The organism is Natroniella sp. ANB-PHB2 (assembly GCF_046097105.1).
Lineage (GTDB): Bacteria > Bacillota > Halanaerobiia > Halobacteroidales > Halobacteroidaceae > Natroniella.
Genome location: NZ_CP175562.1, coordinates 1,754,931 through 1,774,616, shown reverse-complemented (window position 1 = coordinate 1,774,616; position 19,686 = coordinate 1,754,931). Strand labels below are relative to the sequence as shown.

18 protein-coding genes are annotated in these 19,686 nt (G+C 33.4%); all 18 read left to right on the top strand.

Annotated elements, in window-relative coordinates:
* Positions 1-2 precede the first annotated feature (2 nt).
* The 18 genes from ACKF5P_RS08930 to ACKF5P_RS08845 all read left to right on the top strand — a co-directional run bounded on the left by ACKF5P_RS08930 (position 3) and on the right by ACKF5P_RS08845 (position 19,678).
* Entirely contained in the window at positions 3-461 is a 459-nt protein-coding gene (locus tag ACKF5P_RS08930; RefSeq protein WP_408954859.1) for a GNAT family N-acetyltransferase, read from the top strand.
* Positions 462-610: 149 nt separating this feature from the next.
* Positions 611-1,522 carry a GTPase Era gene (gene era / locus ACKF5P_RS08925; RefSeq protein WP_408954858.1) on the top strand — a complete coding sequence of 304 codons (912 nt, stop codon included), beginning with the start codon at positions 611-613 and terminating at the stop codon, positions 1,520-1,522.
* 107 nt (positions 1,523-1,629) lie between these two features.
* Positions 1,630-2,313 carry a deoxyribose-phosphate aldolase gene (deoC, locus tag ACKF5P_RS08920; RefSeq protein ID WP_408954857.1) on the top strand — a complete coding sequence of 228 codons (684 nt, stop codon included), beginning with the start codon at positions 1,630-1,632 and terminating at the stop codon, positions 2,311-2,313.
* Positions 2,314-2,400: 87 nt separating this feature from the next.
* A complete protein-coding gene (gene recO / locus ACKF5P_RS08915; RefSeq protein WP_408954856.1) occupies positions 2,401-3,147 on the top strand; it encodes a DNA repair protein RecO in 747 nt (248 codons plus the stop codon).
* Positions 3,148-3,161: 14 nt separating this feature from the next.
* Positions 3,162-3,554: a DUF4342 domain-containing protein gene (locus tag ACKF5P_RS08910; RefSeq protein ID WP_408954855.1), complete on the top strand. Its 393-nt coding sequence runs from the start codon at positions 3,162-3,164 to the stop codon at positions 3,552-3,554.
* Positions 3,555-3,948: 394 nt separating this feature from the next.
* Entirely contained in the window at positions 3,949-4,833 is an 885-nt protein-coding gene (gene glyQ, locus ACKF5P_RS08905) for a glycine--tRNA ligase subunit alpha (RefSeq protein ID WP_408954854.1), read from the top strand.
* Positions 4,826-6,907: a glycine--tRNA ligase subunit beta gene (gene glyS / locus ACKF5P_RS08900; RefSeq protein ID WP_408954853.1), complete on the top strand. Its 2,082-nt coding sequence runs from the start codon at positions 4,826-4,828 to the stop codon at positions 6,905-6,907. The genes glyQ and glyS overlap by 8 nt, the downstream gene beginning before the upstream one ends.
* A gap of 290 nt (positions 6,908-7,197) precedes the next feature.
* Positions 7,198-8,187, top strand: coding sequence for a class II fructose-bisphosphatase (gene glpX / locus ACKF5P_RS08895; protein WP_408954852.1), 990 nt, complete (start codon positions 7,198-7,200; stop codon positions 8,185-8,187).
* Positions 8,188-8,253: 66 nt separating this feature from the next.
* The gene (locus ACKF5P_RS08890) at positions 8,254-8,715 is read left to right on the top strand and encodes a kinase/pyrophosphorylase (protein ID WP_408954851.1); all 462 of its coding nucleotides are present in this window, start codon (positions 8,254-8,256) and stop codon (positions 8,713-8,715) included.
* A gap of 272 nt (positions 8,716-8,987) precedes the next feature.
* Positions 8,988-9,620 carry a helix-turn-helix transcriptional regulator gene (locus ACKF5P_RS08885; protein WP_408954850.1) on the top strand — a complete coding sequence of 211 codons (633 nt, stop codon included), beginning with the start codon at positions 8,988-8,990 and terminating at the stop codon, positions 9,618-9,620.
* Between the two features lie 15 nt (positions 9,621-9,635).
* The gene (locus ACKF5P_RS08880) at positions 9,636-10,454 is read left to right on the top strand and encodes a pyruvate, water dikinase regulatory protein (RefSeq protein WP_408954849.1); all 819 of its coding nucleotides are present in this window, start codon (positions 9,636-9,638) and stop codon (positions 10,452-10,454) included.
* A gap of 285 nt (positions 10,455-10,739) precedes the next feature.
* Entirely contained in the window at positions 10,740-13,388 is a 2,649-nt protein-coding gene (gene ppdK / locus ACKF5P_RS08875; RefSeq protein WP_408954848.1) for a pyruvate, phosphate dikinase, read from the top strand.
* A gap of 210 nt (positions 13,389-13,598) precedes the next feature.
* On the top strand, positions 13,599-14,177 hold the full coding sequence (locus ACKF5P_RS08870; RefSeq protein WP_408954847.1) for a flavodoxin family protein: 579 nt from the start codon (positions 13,599-13,601) through the stop codon (positions 14,175-14,177).
* A gap of 140 nt (positions 14,178-14,317) precedes the next feature.
* Positions 14,318-14,764, top strand: coding sequence for a DUF188 domain-containing protein (locus tag ACKF5P_RS08865; protein WP_408954846.1), 447 nt, complete (start codon positions 14,318-14,320; stop codon positions 14,762-14,764).
* 17 nt (positions 14,765-14,781) lie between these two features.
* On the top strand, positions 14,782-16,614 hold the full coding sequence (gene dnaG / locus ACKF5P_RS08860) for a DNA primase (protein WP_408954845.1): 1,833 nt from the start codon (positions 14,782-14,784) through the stop codon (positions 16,612-16,614).
* On the top strand, positions 16,615-17,709 hold the full coding sequence (rpoD, locus tag ACKF5P_RS08855; protein WP_408954844.1) for an RNA polymerase sigma factor RpoD: 1,095 nt from the start codon (positions 16,615-16,617) through the stop codon (positions 17,707-17,709). It begins immediately after the preceding gene.
* Positions 17,710-17,819: 110 nt separating this feature from the next.
* The gene (locus ACKF5P_RS08850) at positions 17,820-18,503 is read left to right on the top strand and encodes a tRNA (adenine(22)-N(1))-methyltransferase (RefSeq protein WP_408954843.1); all 684 of its coding nucleotides are present in this window, start codon (positions 17,820-17,822) and stop codon (positions 18,501-18,503) included.
* Positions 18,504-18,559: 56 nt separating this feature from the next.
* Positions 18,560-19,678, top strand: a complete 1,119-nt coding sequence (locus ACKF5P_RS08845; protein ID WP_408954842.1) for a Nif3-like dinuclear metal center hexameric protein — start codon at positions 18,560-18,562, stop codon at positions 19,676-19,678.
* Positions 19,679-19,686 lie beyond the last annotated feature (8 nt).

Below are 19,686 nucleotides of genomic sequence, written 5' to 3'. Positions count from 1 at the left end.
TAGTGGTAGTTGAGATTGAACAGTTAACAGATCACAATAAGCAAGCAGTAATTGAACAAGTAGTAGAAATTGAACGGGATGCTTTTGGTGAAGGTGCTCTTAATTATTGGGGATTAGTTCAGATGCTGCATTATGGGTTGGTTTATGTTATCTATGTTAATGGTACTCCTGCTGGTTTAATATATTATATGCGAGAGATGACTAAAGCAGATAGTGCTTATCTATACAGTTTAGTAATTGCTGATGGATATCGTAATAGAGGGCTTGGTAGTCAATTATTGGACTATTCTCTAGCTAAAGTTGAGAAATATGGTATTAAAAAAGTGGAATTAACAGTAGCTCCTGGTCATAAACAAGCTATTTATTTGTATCAAAATAAATTTGGTTTTAAGAAGAAAGAGTTTCGCAAAAATGAGTATGGCCCGGGGGAAGATAGAGTGATTTTAGAAGTTGATTTATAATGATTTTGTTTACATAACTGGTAATTTATTAGTGAATTTAATTATTGAATATCTAAATTTAGTGAGGGAAAACTAAATTTAAATTTATGATAGCACAATAAGTTATAACCATTAAAATATAAATTTATTAAGAGAAGGGAAGAGCAATAATGGAGCAATTAGGGGTAAAAGAAGGATTTAAATCGGGGTTTATTGCAGTTGTTGGGCAACCTAATGTAGGTAAATCCACTTTGATTAATAATTTAATAGGAGAGAAGATAGCAATCACTTCTCGTAAAGCTCAAACGACACGCAATAAAATTCAGTGTATCTTAACACTAGATGAGGCTCAATTAATTTTTATTGATACACCAGGAATTCATACTCCTCAAGATAAGATGGGAAAATATTTAAATAGAACGGCATATAATGTACTTAAAGGAATTGACTTAATCTTATTTATGGTTGATGTGAACTATTCACCAAATGCTGAAGATAAACGGATAGCTAGTGAATTAGAGAAGTTTGATACTCCTATCTTATTGGTTTTTAATAAGGTTGATACTATTAAAAAAACTGATTTGGCCCGTAGGATACAGGAATATGAAAGGTTATTGGAGCTTGATGATTTATTGAGTATTTCAGCTAAGCAAGAAATAAATTTGGAGCAATTGACAGAATTGATGATTGGTTTTCTTTCTGAAGGTCCACAATACTATCCAGATGATATGATAACAGATCAGATTGAACAATTTATTATTGCAGAGTTAATTAGAGAGAAGATTCTTAAATATACCCATCAAGAAGTGCCACATTCCGTGGCAATTGAGATTATTGATTTTGTAGAACGAGAAGATAAGGATTTAATTGAGATCAGAGCCAACATTTATGTTGAGCGAAGCTCACAAAAAGGGATTATAATTGGAAAGAATGGAAAGATGCTGAAAAAAATTGGTATTCAAGCAAGAGAAGATATAGAAAGTTTATTAAGTACTAAGGTCTTTTTAGATCTATGGGTTAAAGTAGAAAAAGATTGGCGTGATGAAGATGGTGCATTGAAAATGTTAGGATATAAGGATTAAAATAAGAATGCTTTATTAAGATAAGTCAAAAAGTACATTTAAGTTTGTAATCAATTAAATTTAGTGATTAGTTTTAAATAACTAAAAGAAGTAGAGGTGTTGTAATCGTGGCGATTAAACCTAAAGATATGGCTAAGATGATTGATCATACAATTTTAGAACCAATAGCAACTGTTTATGATGTTAAAGAAAAATGCGATGAAGCTAAAGAACATGAATTTACCTCAGTATGTGTTAACCCTTGTTTTGTACCTTTGGCTGTACAATTATTAAAGAATACTTCTGTTAAGGTTTGTACAGTGATTGGCTTTCCACTTGGTAGTAGTACTCCTGAGACTAAGGCTTATGAAACTAAAGATGCTGTCAACAATGGTGCTCAAGAGATTGATGTAGTACTCAATATTGAGGCTATTAAATCCCATAAGTGGGAATTTGTTAAAAGAGAGACTAAAGCTATTGTAGATGCAACTAAAATTGCAGGTGTTACAAAAGATATTATCACAAAAGTAGTTATAGAACCTTGTTATTTGAGTGAAGATGAGATCAAAAAAGTCTCTGAAATTGCTAAAAAGAATGGAGCTGATTTTATTAAGGTCTCGACTGGTTTTGCTTCGAGAGGAGCTACTATGGAGGAGATTAGCTTAGTTAGGAAGACAGTAGGGCGTTCGATAGGTGTTAAAGCTGTGGGTGAAATTAATAGTTTTGCTGATGCATTAGATATGTTAGATGCTGGGGCCAATAGAATGGGAACAAGTTATGGAATAGAAATTGTGACAGGTGTAGATAAATAGCTAAATCAAAGTTGGTTATTTATAATGGATTAGTAGTTTATTATGGTGGGATTTAGTACAAACTATTGAGTAAAAGGATTGAGGATTATGTCATTGTTTACTACAGATGCTATTGTGCTAAGGGATTATGAATTAGGAGAGGCAGATAAAATTGTCCTATTGTTTAGTAAGACAAAAGGTAAGATTAGAGTTGTTGCCAATGGAGTTAGAAAGACGAAAAGCACTTTAGCAGCAGGGATGCAACCTTTTGTCTATAATCAAGTCATTGCTTATCAAGGAAAGTCTGACTTAGCTAAATTGAGCCAATGTGATATCAAAGAGAATTTTCGTGTTTTACGTGATGATTTAGTTAAAATGGCTTATGCTTCCTATATAGTTGAATTAATTATTAAATTAACAGTAGACAAGGAAGAGAATCGCTTAGTTTTTAGTCTGTTATTATTGACTTTAAGGTTATTAGATCAGTTTGATGAGTTAGATTTGATAGTCAAGGCCTTTGAGTTAAAACTGCTTAAGGTATTAGGATATCGTCCTCATTTAGAAGACTGTATTAAGTGTAATGCTGAATTAGGTCAAGACCTTAAATTTGATGCCCAAGCTGGAGGAGTCGTCTGTGCTGACTGTTTTGATGTTGCCGCTAAAGATATAAGTTTAGGAACAGTAAAATTTATGGAGCAGTTGCTGAAATTGGATTATAAAAAGTTATTTAGATTGCGGATAACTGATCAAATTAACCAAGAGTTGTTAAGAATAATTCCTTATTATATTCAAACCTTAACCGATAGTAAATTAAAAGCAGTAGTTTTTTTACGGAGTTTAAAGGAGTTAAGTTAAGGAGGAGAATAATTGTGGAAGATTTAGAAAAAATAGATGTGATTAGAGATAGAACAGGGGTCAGCTATGAAGAGGCAATCACTGCTTTAAGAAATAGTGATGGTGATGTTTTGCAGGCTATAATTCAGTTAGAAGGAGAAAATAAGAATCAAAATTATAATTATGATCATTATAGAGATGAATTTCAGGTGCGTGGACAAGAAGTAATTAACAAAGTTAAGGAATTAGTCAAAGAAGGAAATATAACCCGTATAAAGGTTAAGAAGAATGACAAAGTATTAGTAGATATTCCTGCTACTGCTGGAGTTGTTGGAGCAGTTATTTCTCCACCATTATTACTGTTAGGCTCATTAACAGCTTTAGCCAGTGAGTGTACAATTGAGGTGGAGCGGATTAAAAAAGAATAATAGTTATAATCTTCCTATATAGATGTTACTAGTCACTAATTTGTATTGACAAATAGAAGATACTTTGATATATTTAAGACAAATTTGAATATTATAGATTGCGATGAATAAAAGTAGTAATTAGCCACTGCTATGAAAGCGAGCTAGAGTAGGTGAGAGTCTAGTATAGTAGGCTAATGAAGGCGTTTAGGAGTGATCATTATAAAGTGGATCCTTAGTGTTTAAGGATTAAGCAGGGTGGAACCGCGGGAAACCTCGTCCCTGATAGTACTCAAGATACTATTAGGGAGGGGTTTTTTTAAGTTCAATCAAGGGTGAACAGATAGGTTCTTCCCTGCAAAGGATATTATTTTAAATATTAATTATTAAATATTAAGTAGAAAGTGGGGATTTGATGCAATTTCAAGAGATGATTAATACTTTAACTGAGTACTGGTACAAACAAAATTGTGTTATTAGGCAACCATATGACGTTGAAGTAGGTGCTGGAACAATGAATCCAGCTACATTTTTGCGAGCTTTAGGGCCAGAGGATTGGAATGTTGCTTATGTTGAACCATCTCGTCGACCAGATGATGGACGTTATGGTGATAATCCAAATCGGGTTTATCAACACCATCAATTCCAGGTGATTATGAAGCCATCACCAGATAACATTCAAGAATTATACTTAAAGAGTTTGGAGGCTTTAGGAATTGATCCTCAAAAACATGATATTCGCTTTGTTGAGGATAATTGGGAAGCACCTACTCTAGGAGCTTGGGGGCTTGGTTGGGAAGTTTGGTTAGATGGAATGGAGATTACTCAATTTACATACTTCCAACAGGTAGGAGGGCTTGAATGTAAGCCGGTAGCTGTTGAGATAACCTATGGTTTAGAGCGGATTGCAATGTATTTACAAGAGGTAAATAGTGTCTATGATATTGAGTGGGTTGAAGGAGTAAGTTATGGAGATGTTCATCACCAAGCAGAAGTTGAACATTCTAAGTATAGTTTTGAGGTAGCAGATATTGAAACATTATTGACGTTATTTAACTTATACGAGAAGGAAGCTAAGCGAGCAATTGATGAAGAACTTGTCTTACCTGCTTATGATTATGTCTTGAAGTGTTCTCATACTTTTAATGTTTTAGATGCACGAGGAGCTATTTCAGTTACAGAAAGGACAAACTATATTAGTAGAGTACGTGATTTAGCACGATTATGTGCTCAAGCGTATGTTGAGCAGCGAGAGAAATTAGATTATCCATTATTGAAGGGAGGTCAATCTAATGAGTAAGGATTTATTATTAGAGGTTGGAACTGAAGAAATTCCAGCTGGATTTATGGAAGGTGTTTTTGAGCAGTTAGAAAGGTTGGCCCGTAATTTATTTATAGGAAATAGGGTTGAGATTGGAAAAGTGAAGGCTACTGGAACTCCACGTAGATTAGCTTTATATATTGAAGATGTAGCAGAGCAACAAAGTGATTTAAAGAAAGAAGTAAGAGGGCCAGCTAAAAGTGTTGCATTTGATGAAGCAGGAAATCCTACTAAGGCAGGGTCAGGTTTTGCTAGAGGACAGGGAATTACTCCTGAAAAGTTAGAGATTAGAGATACGGATAATGGAGAGTATGTATTTGCTGTAACTGTAGAAGAAGGAAAAGCAACTACTGAGTTATTATCTGAACTGTTAGTTAAGATTATCAAGGAGTTAAACTTCCCTAAATCAATGAGATGGGCCAATCAAGAATTGAGGTTTGCCCGACCGATCAAGTGGTTGTTAGCTCTTTATGGTACAGAAAAGATAAATCTTTCATTAGCTGAAGTTGAATCAGATAATTGGACTTTAGGTCATAGATTTTTAAGTGAGGGTCAAGTTAAGATAGATAAAGCAGCTACTTATTTTGATAAATTAAAAGAGGAATATGTAATTGTAGATCACTTACAAAGAAGAGAAATAATTGTTGAACAGATTAAAGAAATTGGGGAAAAATATGATGTAGAGGTAGTTATTGAGGAAGAACTATTACAGGAGGTTAATTTCTTAGTTGAATATCCTACTGCTTTATGTGGAAAGTTTGAAGAGGAGTTTTTGCAATTGCCTGAAGAGGTATTGGTTACATCGATGCGGGAGCATCAAAGGTACTTTCCTGTTAAAGATGAAGCAGGTAAACTAAAGAATATGTTTGTCACAGTTAGAAATGGAACGGATGAGTACATTGATACGGTTAGAGCAGGAAATGAGAAGGTCTTACGAGCTCGTTTATCTGATGGGATCTTTTTCTATCAAGAGGATCAAAAAGGGAACTTAGAGGAGAAGGTTGAAAAGTTAAAAGATATTATCTTCCAAAAAGAACTAGGAACTTTATATGAAAAGGTTGAACGGTTGATCACTTTAGCAGAGGGTTTTGGTCAGTTATTGGAATTGTCTAATGCTGAGATTGAGCAAGCTAAAAGGGCTGCTAAGCTAGCTAAAGCAGACTTAGTAACAGAGGTGGTCAATGAGTTTCCTAAGCTACAAGGAACGATGGGAAAAGAATATGCTTTATTAGATGGTGAAGATAAGGAAGTTGCCCAAACAATCTTTGAACATTATCTACCTCGCCATGCGACAGATCAATTACCTGGATTAGAAATCTCTAGAGTAATTAGTATAGCAGATAAGATTGATAATATTGTAGGCTGCTTTAGTGTGGGGATTATTCCAACCGGATCTCAAGATCCATATGCTTTACGTAGACAAGCCCAAGGGATAGTTAAGATTATTGTTGATGCAGGTTTAGATCTTAAATTAGATCAATTAATCAATACAGCGCTAGATATATTAGCTGAGCAGGGTAAATTAGAAGCTTCAGCAGCAAAAGTTAAAGAACAAGTATTAGATTTCTTTAAATTGAGATTGCAGAATTTATTAGAGGAAGCAGAGGTTAGATATGATGTATCAGATGCTATACTAGAGATTAATTACTATGACGTTAATGATACATTAATGCGAGCTGATGCATTAATGGATTTTAGGGCAGAAGAAGGGTTTGAAGAGTTAATCACTGCCTTTAATCGAGCAAGTAATCTAGCAGCTAAAGCAGAAAAGGATCAAGTTGACCCTGGATTATTCCAAGAAGAAGCAACAGAACAATTATATTCTGCTTACCAAGAAGTTAGAGAAGAGATTGAGCAATTGACTGCTAAAAAGTATTACTTGCAAGCTTTACAGGAAGTAGCTAAATTAAAGAAACCAATCGATAACTTTTTTAATTCAGTAATGGTAATGACTGATGATCAACAGATTAAAAATAATAGATTAGGGCTATTAAAGGTTGTTTCACAGCTGCTATCTAGGATAGCTGACTTAACTAAAATAGTAATTGATTAATAAAAAAGCAGCTCAATTTTTAAGTTGGGTTGCTTTTTTATGGTTATTGGAATTATGTTTTTAAAGGTTTGTGGATAATTCTTCAGTTTTAAATTGCTTACTTGGACTTAGGCTTAACCTTGATATTTTTTAGAAAAGTAAAACATTTATTTTTTCATCATAAAAGGAGGAGAAGGGTATTAAATATAGTAATAGTATAGTATATATTAACTAAAAGCAAAAATGTGTTATATTTTTTGTTTTATATTAAGGGTTTAATATATTAAATCTTGGAGAGGGGTTAATATTAAATGGAACGAGAATTAGCTTTAGAACTCGTCAGAATAACTGAGGCTGCTGCTTTGGCTGCAGCACCATGGATGGGAAAAGGGGACAAGATAGCAGCAGATCAGGCAGCTGTTGATGCAATGCGAGCCACTTTTGATACTGTAAATATGGAAGGTACTGTAGTAATTGGAGAGGGAGCGAAGGATGAAGCACCAATGCTATATACTGGTGAAGACCTTGGGGCTGGAGGGGATATCAAACTAGATATCGCAGTTGATCCAGTAGAAGGGACTAGTTTAGTGGCTAAAGGGCTACCTAATTCTTTAGCAATTGTTGCGGTAGCTGAGAGAGGACATCTGCTTAATGCACCTGATATGTATATGAAGAAGATAGCTGTTGGCCCAGAAGCTAAAGGGGTAGTAGATTTAGAGGCTTCTCCAACTGAAAATTTACAGGCAGTAGCTGAAGCTAAAGGTAAGGAAGTATCAGATTTAACTGTTATTATACTCGATCGACCTCGCCATGAAGAAGTAGTTAGAGAGATTAGAGAAGCAGGAGCCAGAATCAAATTTATACTTGATGGAGATGTTGCAGGAGGTATTGCTACTTCTTTAGAGTATACTGGCGTTGATATGCTAATTGGAATTGGTGGAGCACCAGAAGGAGTGTTGACTGCTGCAGCACTTAAGTGTTTAGGCGGTGATATGCAAGCTCAATTATATTCACGCAATAAAGCTGAAACAGAAAAAGCCTTGCAAATGGGGATTGAGGATATAGAACAGATTTTTAGTATAGATGATTTGGTTAGAGGAGATGATGCCATCTTTTCAGTGACTGGAATAACGGATGGTGAGATGTTAAATGGGGTTAGGTATTATGGTGAGCAGGCTGAAACAGACTCTATTGTAATGAGAAGTAAAACAAGAACTATAAGACATATTAAAGCTAAACATAGAATTAAATATAAGCCATCTTATTTTAAAAATGAAGTATTAGCTACTAAAAAAGTTTAATAATTAATACTCCCTCTAATTTAGTAATATTATTTATTATACTAAATAAAAAGGGGGAGATAAATAATGAAAGCTGATTATTTAAAAAAGATAAAGGCAATGGAGTTTTCCCTAGAGGCTGATGATCAAGTTAATTGGAAAAAGCTAGATGAAGCAGATATTGTCTTACTAGGAGTCTCCTGTACTGCCAAGACACCTCTTTCCTTGTATCTGGGATATTTAAGTTATAAAACTTCTAACTTACCTCTAGTCCCTGAGCTTAGTTTAGATTTGGATAAACTATCACTTTATAAAGAAAAGATGGTAGGCTTGACAATTAAACAAAGCTATTTAAGAAAATTACGGAAAAGGAAAGTTGTTGATTTAGGTTTGCCTATTAATTCTAAATATTCACAACCAGCAAGAATAACAAAGGAAATTGAGTATGCAAAAAAAATATTAGTCACTTTAGATATATCTGTAGTTGATGTTACTGATAAATCAATTGAAAAGTTAGCGACAGAAGTCTTAAAGTTGATTGGTTTATAAAATATATAAGTTGAGTTAATGGTTGTATTTAATATATTTAATTTAACTTCTTTTGAACGAAAAGAGAGTGTTGAAAAGATTAAATTTAACTTATATAGTGAAAAAACTCTTAATAAGCAATTAAGTTACATAAAAATTATAAAAGATGCAGGAGAAAGTTAATTAGTATAGTATATATAATATATAGCATAACATTAACCTTGTTAATATAGTATGTGTTTCACATTATATTTCATCAAAAGATTGAGGTTAATATTTTGTTACAAGGAGGGGTGAAGATTCAATTAAATAATAGGCAAAAAAAAATAGTGGAAATAGTAAAGGATAATGAGCCAATTACAAGTCATAAAATAGCTGAAAGGTTGAGTTTGACTAGAGGGGCTTTAAGAGCTGACCTTTCTGTATTGACTATGACTAATATTTTAGAGGCTAAGCCTAAGGTAGGATATTTTTACTCTAATACAGATACCAAATATATAGATTTAGATAAATTATATAGAAAGAGAGTAGAGGATATAAAATCAATTCCTGTAGTAGTTAAAGAAGAAACTTCAGTTTATGATGCTATCGTCACCCTTTTTTTTGAAGATGTAGGTTCTTTATTTGTGATAGATGATCAACAGATATTAGTAGGGGTTATTTCCAGAAAAGATTTATTGAAAGTAACTATGGGAGAAAATGATTGTAATCAAATTCCTGTTAGTATAGTTATGACTAGAATGCCCAATATTATTACTGTAGAGAAAGAAGATACGATCTTTCAAGCAGCAGAAAAGATAGTTAGGTATGAAATAGATACTTTACCAGTAGTTGAACCTGAGGATGATGGAAAATTAAAGGTGATTGGTAGAATCAGCAAGACTGATATAGTTAGAATTTTTGTTGATTTTTCACTAGAGGGATAGGGAGGCTTAATTTCTATGATCAAAGAAGATGAGGAGTTAGTAATTTTTATTATATCAGATTCTGTAGGGAAAACAGCAGAGAATGTAATTAATGCAGTAACTAGTCAGTTTGAAACTGAAAGAATTAAGATTAGAAATTTTAATAATGTAACAAATATAGCTAAATTGTCTAAGGTGATTAATAAATCTAAAGAAGAAAAGAATGTTTTATTAGCTTACACTATTATATTACCAGAATTATGTAAATATATAGAATGTGAAACACAAAGGTTGAATATTCCTAGTGTAGACCTTATGGGAGCAGCAGTGAATAAAGTTGCTGAATTGTTAGGGCAGCGACCAGAAAGGGAGCCAGGATTAAATCGCAGATTAGATCAGGAATACTTTAAAAGAATTGATTGTATAGAATTTGCTGTTAGATGTGATGATGGAAAGAATATTAGTAAATTGGATGAAGCAGATTTTGTTTTAATCGGTATTTCAAGGACATCTAAAACTCCACTTAGTATGTATTTAGCTAATCAAGGATATAAACCTGCTAATATTCCTTTAGTTCCTGAAGTAACCCCACCACAGAAATTATATGAATTGCCTTCAAGCAAAGTGGTTGGTTTAACAATTGAACCTCATAACTTAAGAGGGATTAGAGAAGAGAGATTAAGGGTAATGAACTTTAGTAAACGGGCCAACTATGCAAGGGTAAATAGAATTCTAGAAGAGCTCAATTTTGCTGAAAAAATCATGAAAAAAATAGGATGTATGAAGGTTAATGTAACTAATAAATCGATTGAAGAAACAGCTAGTAAAATATTATCAGAAACTGATCATATATAATAAAAGTATGCAAGTTAGCTTAAGTTAAATAATAATAATAAAGTACATATATAGTTATATATCCATATTTTTAAAAGGTTTAATTTTGACAGATCAAAAGTACAGGTTTATAAGCTTTAAAGGTCTTTTCTTGATTATTAATTTTATTAAAAAGATTGTAAGATTAATTTTTTATAATGAAAGGCTCAGTAATTTGTAAGAACAGTAAAGAAAAGAAGGGTTAATAATTTTAGCCATAATTTAAGTTAGTTATTTAAATTCAAATATAAAAGGGGTTGAGAAAAAGTGGTTTCTGAAAAAAAGTATATTTATTCATTTGAAGAAGGTTCATTAGATTTAAAACCATTACTAGGGGGTAAAGGGGCTAGTTTAGGTGAGATGACCAGTTTAGGTTTGCCAGTGCCTCCAGGAATGACATTAACGACAGAGGTATGTAATCTTTACTATGAAAATAGCGAAGGAGTACCTGATTTTATAAAGGAAGGCATTCAAGAATATTTAACTGAACTAGAAGAAAAGGTGGATAAGAAGTTTGGTGATGATGCTAACCCATTACTTTTATCTGTTAGATCAGGAGCAATAATTTCTATGCCAGGAATGATGGATACAATTCTAAATTTAGGGCTTAATGATCAGTCAGTAAAGGGTTTGGCTAAAGAAACAGGAGATGAAAGATTTGCTTATGATTGTTATCGAAGATTTATCCAGATGTTTGGGGAAGTAGTATTAAAGATAGAAGCTTATAAATTTAGTAGAAAATTAGATGATTTAAAAGAAGAAGTAGGAGCAGATAATGATCTAGAACTAAATGTTGAGCATTTGAAAGAGTTAATTGATAAATTTAAAAGAACTGTTAAAGAAGAAGCTGAGATTAATTTCCCTCAAGATCCAATGGAGCAGTTGATTACTGCTGTCGAGGCAGTTTTTGGTTCTTGGAATAATAAACGAGCTATTGTTTATCGTGATGCACATGATATTGATCATGAGTTAGGGACTGCTGTTAATATTCAAACTATGGTCTTTGGAAATATGGGAGATGATTCAGGAACTGGCGTTGTCTTTACCCGTAATCCATCGACAGGAGAGAATAAGTTATATGGAGAGTACTTATTGAATGCTCAAGGTGAGGATATAGTAGCTGGGATTAGAACGCCTGAAGATATTCAAACTTTCAAAGACTCATTACCAGAGATCTATGAGCAATTAGTAGATGTAACAGAAACGTTAGAAGAGCATTATAAAGATATGCAAGATATTGAATTTACAATAGAGAAAGGAGAACTCTACTTATTACAAACCAGAACTGGAAAAAGAACAGCTGCGGCAGCAATTAAAATGGCAGCTGATATGGCTGAAGAAGGCTTGATTAATAAAGAGCAAGCATTATTAAGAGTAGAGCCAGAGCATGTAGAAAAAGTATTGCATCGGCAGATTGATCCAGAAGCTGAAACAGAAGTGATTGCTAAAGGATTACCGGCTTCACCAGGGGCAGCATCTGGAAAAGTAATTTTCTCAGCAGATAAAGCTGAACAGGCAGCTGAAAATGGAGAAAAAGTAGTTCTAGTCAGTTTAGAGACGACTCCTGAAGATATCCATGGTGTATTAGCAGCTGAAGGTGTATTGACTACTCGTGGTGGTATGACTAGTCATGCAGCAGTAGTAGCTAGAGGAATGGGTAAACCGGCGGTCTGTGGTTGTGATATAATTAAGATAGACTTTGAAGCTAAAGAATTTACAGTAGGAGATACAACAGTTGAAGAAGGAGATCGAATTACGATTAATGGTGGAACTGGAGAGGTTATCTTAGGCAAGGTTGAGATGATTGAAGCTAAATTGAGTGAAGAGTGTCAAACAATTTTGAAGTGGGCTGATGATAATAGGGAGTTACAGGTTAGAACTAATGCCGACAATGGTACCGATGCTAGTAAAGCTTTTGAATTTGGGGCAGAAGGGATTGGATTATGTAGAACTGAACATATGTTTATGGTTGCTGATAGAGTCCCTATCGTACAAAGATTAATCTTAAGTGAATCTGCTCAAGAAAAACAAGAAGCATTAGCAGAATTAGAACCAATTCAGCGCCAAGATTTTGAAGAAATTTTTGCTGAAATGGAAGGACGAGCAGTAACAGTTAGATTGTTAGATCCACCATTACATGAGTTTTTACCTAACTTACCTGAGCTAGTAGAAGAGGTAACAAAGTTAAGGATTAAAGGCGATGAAGAAGAGTTGAAAGAAAAAGAGAACTTATTAAGAAAAGTAAAGAATATGGATGAATCAAATCCGATGTTAGGATTTAGAGGTTGTCGACTAGGAGTTATAATTCCAGAAATTTATGAAATGCAAGCTAGAGCTATCTTTAAAGCAGCTATTAAATTAGCTGACGAAGAAGGTGTTAAGACAGAACTAGAGGTTATGATTCCTTTAGTTTCAGATGTAACTGAATTTGAAATTTTAAGAGAGAGAATTGAAAAGGTAGCAGATCAGTTACTAGCTAAAGCAGATTTAGAGCTTGATTATAAAGTTGGAACAATGATTGAATTACCACGAGCATGTATGACAGCAGATCAGATTGCTCAACAGGCAGATTTCTTCTCTTTTGGAACTAATGACTTAACTCAAACTACTTTTGGTTTTAGTCGAGATGATGCTGAAGGTAAGTTCTTACATGAATATTTAGAGCGAGAAGTAATTGAAGATAATCCATTTGTTACATTAGATGCTGCTGGAGTAGGTAAATTAGTTAACTTAGCTGCTGATTCAGGGCGGCAAGTCAATCCAGATTTAAAAGTAGGTATCTGTGGAGAACATGGAGGAGAGCCAAAATCAATTGCACTATGCCATGAATATGGTTTAGATTATGTCAGTTGTTCTCCTTATCGAGTACCCGTAGCTCGATTAGCAGCAGCACAAGCCAAGATTAAAAAATCTTAAATCAATATTTTATAGCCGACAAATTAATTTGTCGGCTATTTTTTTAGGATTTATTTATCCTCTTAACCTTAAATTTGGAAGCATTCTAAATTTGTTAGTAGCTAAATTTGTTATTATTAAAGGATTATTGTCTGATCGTATTTAATATATAATATTTAGTTGCCAATTTTATTATTAATAAATTTTTAGGGTATTATGGAGGTAATAATAATGAAAGTGATAGGTATTAATGGAAGTCCACATCAAGATGGCGATACATCTTTAATGTTAACGAAAGCATTAGAGGGGGCTCAAAATGAAGGGGCAGAAGTTAAATTGATTAATATAGCTACTGCTTTAGAAAAGTTAAAAGTTCCCTTCTGTGAGCACTGTTCGAGCCCTTGTGATAAGGTATGTTATCAAGGAACTCTAGCAGAAGAGTATTTAAACTTGCTGGGTTCGGCTGATGGAGTGATTATTGGGAGCCCAGTTTACTTTGGCACAGTGAGTGGTCAAATAAAGTCGTTTTGGGATTTGACGCGGGCTTTAAGAAGTGAAAAGAGTTTGATTAATACAGTAGGTGGAGCGCTAGCAGTAGGTTCCTCGCGATTTGGAGGCCAAGAGACTACAGTGCGAGCTTTGCAAGATATGATGTTGGTACAAGGAATGACTGTAGTAGGAGATGGTATTGTTGAGGATAGTGCAGGACACCAAGGGGCTTGTGGGCAGAAGGAAGTTAAAGAAGATCAACTAGCACAACAACAAGCAATAACTTTAGGCAAGAGGGTAGCTCGAGTTGCTAGAAAATAGATTTTAGTAGAATAATTTTTATAAATTTGGAAAAAATACTTTAGAGTTAGAGTTAATTTTAAATTATAGGAAGGATTTTGCGTAGTATTGTCGAAACAATATTACTGCTGTCAATTATATATAATTCTAAGGAGATAGCTATGAGAATTTTAGTTGATGGAGATTCCTGTCCAGTCAAGGAAGAAATTTGTGAAATTTCTAAATGCTACAAAATAGAGGTGCAAATTTTTATCAGCACTGCTCATTATACTAATAATAGGTTAGCAGCAAAATATATTACTGTTGATAGTAACTATCAGGCTGTAGATTTGGAGTTAGTAAAAGAATTGACTAAAGAGGATTTAGTAATAACTAATGATTATGGGTTAGCAGCTTTAGTATTAGGATTTGGAGCAGTTGCTATTTCAAGTTATGGAAAGGTTTTTACTGAAGAGAATATTGATTATTTACTAAGTAGAAATCATCTTATTAGTCGCTTGAGGAGGCAAAAGGAATATATCTTTAAATCAAGTAAATATAACAAAAAAAAGAGAGAAAAGTTCAAAGTAAATTTAGTTGAATTAATTGAAAATAAGAGTAAGATTTAATTAGAGGGTGAAGAAATTTGACTAGTTCCTATAGTGAAGAGTTTATAGAGCAGGTTCGGTTTAGTAATAATATAATTGATATGATATCAGAATATGTTGAATTAAAAAAAGGTGGGAAAAGTTATAAGGGGTTATGTCCTTTCCATGATGAAAAGACGCCTTCTTTTAATGTCAGTTCTGAGGAGCAATTATACTATTGTTTTGGTTGTGGAGCTGGTGGTAATATTTTTAATTTTGTAATGGAGATTGAAGGGCTAGATTTTGTAGAGGCAGTTAAGTTTTTAGCTGAAAGAGCTGATTTAGAATTGCCAGATCAGTATCTTTCTCCAAAAATGAAACAAAAACAAGTTAAGAAAAAGAAGTTATTACAGATTCATAAGTTAACAGCTAAATTTTATAATTATTTATTGACTCAATCTGACATAGGAAAATTAGGAGAGCAATATTTACAACAGCGAGGGTTTAATGAAGAAATAATTGATCAATTTAAATTGGGGTTTGCTCCTGATCGCTGGCAGGGGTTATATCGGTTTTTACAGAATAAAGGCTATTCAGATCAGATATTATCAGAGTCTGGTTTAGTTATTCCTAGAAAAAAATCTAGTGGCTACTATGATCGATTTCGCAATCGAGTTATCTTTACTATTTTTAATCATCGCAACCAGGTGATTGGATTTGGAGGTAGAATTGTAAAGGATTGTAATCAGCCTAAATATCTTAATTCACCTGATACTTTATTGTTTGACAAAGGTAAGAATCTGTATGGCTTGAATTGGGCTAAACCAGAGGTTCAAAAGCAAAATGAAGCAATTATAGTAGAAGGATATACTGATACAATTACTGCTTATCAGTTTGGAATTAAAAATGTAGTTGCTTCTTTAGGAACAGCATTAACAAAAGAACAAGCTAAATTACTGAGAAGATACTGCAAAGTAGTTTATATTGCTTATGATTCAGATATAGCAGGAGCCAAGGCTACATTGCGAGGGTTGGACATTCTAAAAGATGTTGGATTGATTGTTAAGGTTATTAGACTTCCTGTTGATCAGGATCCTGATTTATTTATTAAAGAAGCAGGACAAGAGGGCTTTGAAAGATTAAAAAGGCAGGCACAGACACTAGTAGAGTTTAAATTAGATATCATTTTACAAGAGCGAGTGATTACTAATATAGATGACAAAGTAGAAGTAGTTAATCAAGTTGTGAAGGTATTAGCTAAGATCAAAAATGAAGTAGAGTTGCTAGAGTATATTAAAAAGGTTGCTCAAAAATTAAATATTACAGAAGAAGTACTTAAGTCTGAACTGAAAAATTATAAGGCAAAAAATAAAAGGCAGGATAGAAAGCAGAAGAATAGGAATAATAAATATAAGCCAAAACTTAAAGAAAAGCTTAATACTGTTAATTTAAGTGATTATATTAATGCTGTTAATGGGTTATCAGTTGAACAGTTGCTGAAGATGATGATTAAACAGCCTGAGCTGATTGTAAAGTTGCAAGAAGTATTAGAACCAACTGATTTTGTTAAAGAAGAATATCAGAATTTATTTGCAATAATATTTGACTTTTATGAGCGCCGGAAACAGCTGGATATAAATCATTTATTAGCAGAGTTGAATAGAAAAGAGGATAAAGATCTATTATTGAAGTTAACTGTTGGAGACGAGGTTGATTTTAGTGTTGAGAATATAATATCTGACTATATTAAAAAAATAAAGGAGTATCGGATCTTAATGAAGAAAAAACAGTTAGAATCTAAAATTAAACGAGCAGAGTCGGATGGTAATTTTAAACAAGTTAATTCTTTATTGAAAGAATATCAAAATTTATTAAGAAAGGAGGGTTTTTAAATGTCAAAAAAGAGAAAAATTATTGAGAAAAAAGTTAAAGATTTGATTGCTAAAGGTGAAAAAGAAGGTGAACTTAGCTATGAAGAAATAATGGATACATTATCAGATGTAGATTTAGATACGGATCAAATTGAGGATATTTATGAAACCTTCTCTTCAGTGGGGATTGAGATTACAGGAGAAGAGGAAGCAAAAACAGATCAGAAAGAAAAGGAAGATGTTAAAGAAACTGATAGTGGTTTAGATCTAAGTGTGCCTAGTGGGGTTGGAATTGATGATCCCGTTAAGATGTATTTAAAAGAGATAGGAAAGGTAGACCTATTAACTGCTGATGAAGAAAAAGAATTGGCTAAAAGAATGGAAGAAGGCGATGAAGCTGCTAAACAAATGTTGGCAGCAGCTAATTTAAGGTTGGTTGTGAGTATTGCTAAAAAATATGTAGGTAGAGGAATGTTATTTTTAGATCTGATTCAAGAAGGTAATTTAGGTTTGATTAAAGCGGTGGAAAAGTTTGATTATACAAAAGGATATAAATTCAGTACTTATGCTACATGGTGGATTAGACAAGCTATTACACGTTCTATTGCTGATCAAGCAAGAACGATTAGGGTTCCAGTTCATATGGTAGAGACAATTAATAAATTGATTAGAGTATCCCGACATTTAGTACAAGAGTTAGGTCGTGAACCGACTGCAGAAGAAATTGCAGAAGAGATGGATATTACTGAAGAGAAGGTACGTGAAATTAAAAAGATTGCCCAAGAACCAGTCTCTTTAGAGACCCCAATTGGCAAGGAAGAGGATAGTTATTTAGGAGATTTTGTTGAAGACGAAGATGCTCCAGCACCTTCCGTAGCTGCTTCTTTTATGTTGTTACAAGATCAACTGGATGGAGTATTAGATACATTAACTGATAGAGAAAAGAGAGTTTTAGAATTAAGGTTTGGTATTGAAGATGGTCGCTCTAGAACTTTAGAAGAGGTTGGTAAAGAATTTGGAGTAACTAGAGAAAGAATCAGGCAGATTGAAGCTAAAGCATTGAGAAAATTAAGACATCCAAGCAGAAGTAAAAAATTAAAAGATTATTTAAATTAAAAGGTTCTTTTAGAGTGGCTTTAGCCACTTTTTTCCTTGTTAGATGTTTTAACTTATTAGTGGCCTTAAAAATAGATTAGACAACCTTAAATATCTAGAAGGAGAAGATTATGAAGTTATCAGCTAGGTTAGCAGCTATAGTGGAAATGATTGATTTACCAACTAAGGTAGCTGACATTGGAACAGATCATGCGTACATACCGATTTATTTAGCTCAAAATAGTGATTGTTCAACAATAATAGCTAGTGATGCTAAAGAAAAACCTTATCAATTTGCAGTGCAGAATGTAGAACAGATGGGATTGGCTAGGCAGGTGGATGTTAGGTTAGGTTCTGGTTTATCTGTGTTGAATGATGGAGAAGTAGAAACAGTAATTCTTGCTGGAATGGGCAGTCAAACAATGAGAAATATCATTAGTGCTGATTATGAGTTGGCCCAAAATTTAGAGCGACTTATCTTGCAGCCGATGGCAGGAGCAGCTTCTTTAAGAAAGTGGTTAGTAAATAATAATTTCAAGATTATTAATGAAAGTCTAGTAAAGGATGAAAAGATTTATCAAATAATAATGGTTGAGCCTGGAAAGATGCAATTTAAGGAACAGTTCTTATTAGAGTTAGGGCCAATTTTGTCTGAAAAAAGAGGCGAATTATGGGAAGAGTACATTGCTGAATTGATTAATAAGTGGAAGATGATTAGTAATCAAATTATTGAAAATAATCCTGAACATGAAAAATTGGCAGATTTAAGAAGAAAGATCAAGAAAGCCGAAGAAATAAAAGGGATTTATAAATAATTCTTGAAGGTATATAATATCCGATTTTATTCCTAGCAGAGAAGGAGGGGGAAATTATGAGTGTTAAGTTACAGCAGATAACTAGTTTAGTTAATAAGTTGGCCCCTAAGAGCCTAGCAGCAGATTGGGATAATATCGGTTTGCAGTTAGGTGATTATAATCAAGAAGTGGAAAAGATTTTAGTCAGTTTAGACATTAATCAAGAGATATTACAAGAAGCAGTTAATAAGAATGTTGATCTAATTATTGCTCATCACCCATTAATCTTTGATAAGCTAGCCAAAATTAGATTTGATACGCCATTAGGTAAAATTATTCAACAAGCAATTAAAGAAGAAATATCGATTTATATTGCTCATACTAATTATGATATTGCACCTGGAGGCTTAAATGATATCTTAGCTGCTAAGTTGAAGCTTGATAATTTAGATATTTTAGAGGTTACAACTAAAAGGAAGTATAAAAAGTTTGTTGTTTTTGTACCTGAAGAGGCAGTAAACGAGATTAAAGATGCTCTAGGAAGTTTAGGAGCAGGTTGGATTGGAAATTATAGTGATTGTTTTTTTGAGCAACAAGGAAGAGGTAGTTTTAGGGCGTTAGAGGGTACTGACCCGTATTCTGGAGAAGAAGATCGGGTTAATCAAGTTGATGAATATCGTTTAGAAACAATTGTGCCTAGCCACATTTTAGGTAAAGTAATCAAAAAAATGATTAAAGTTCACCCTTATGAGGAAGTTGCCTATGATGTTTATCCTTTGGAAAATGAAGGAGAAAGGTTTGGGTTAGGAAGGATAGGATATTTGAAAGAAAGCTTACCTTTGCGAGAGTATGTTGATTTAATTAAAGAGGAATTAACTTTGGATACTGTTCGAGTTGTAGGAGAGTTAGATAGATCAATTAAGAAGGTAGCTTTATGTAGTGGAAGTGGGGCAAATTATATTAAAGCAGCTGCATTTAAAGGAGCTGATTTATTAGTGACTGGAGACCTAAAGTATCATCAGGGCCAATTAGCTCAAGAAGAAGGATTAGCTGTAGTTGATGCTGGTCATTATGGTACAGAAAAGATCATGAAAGAAGGAGTAGTAGAATATCTATTAACTGAGATTAAAAGCAATAACCTAGAAGTAGAAATTATAAAATCAAAAGTGAATACTAATCCATTTCAAATAATCTAAGTAGGTCA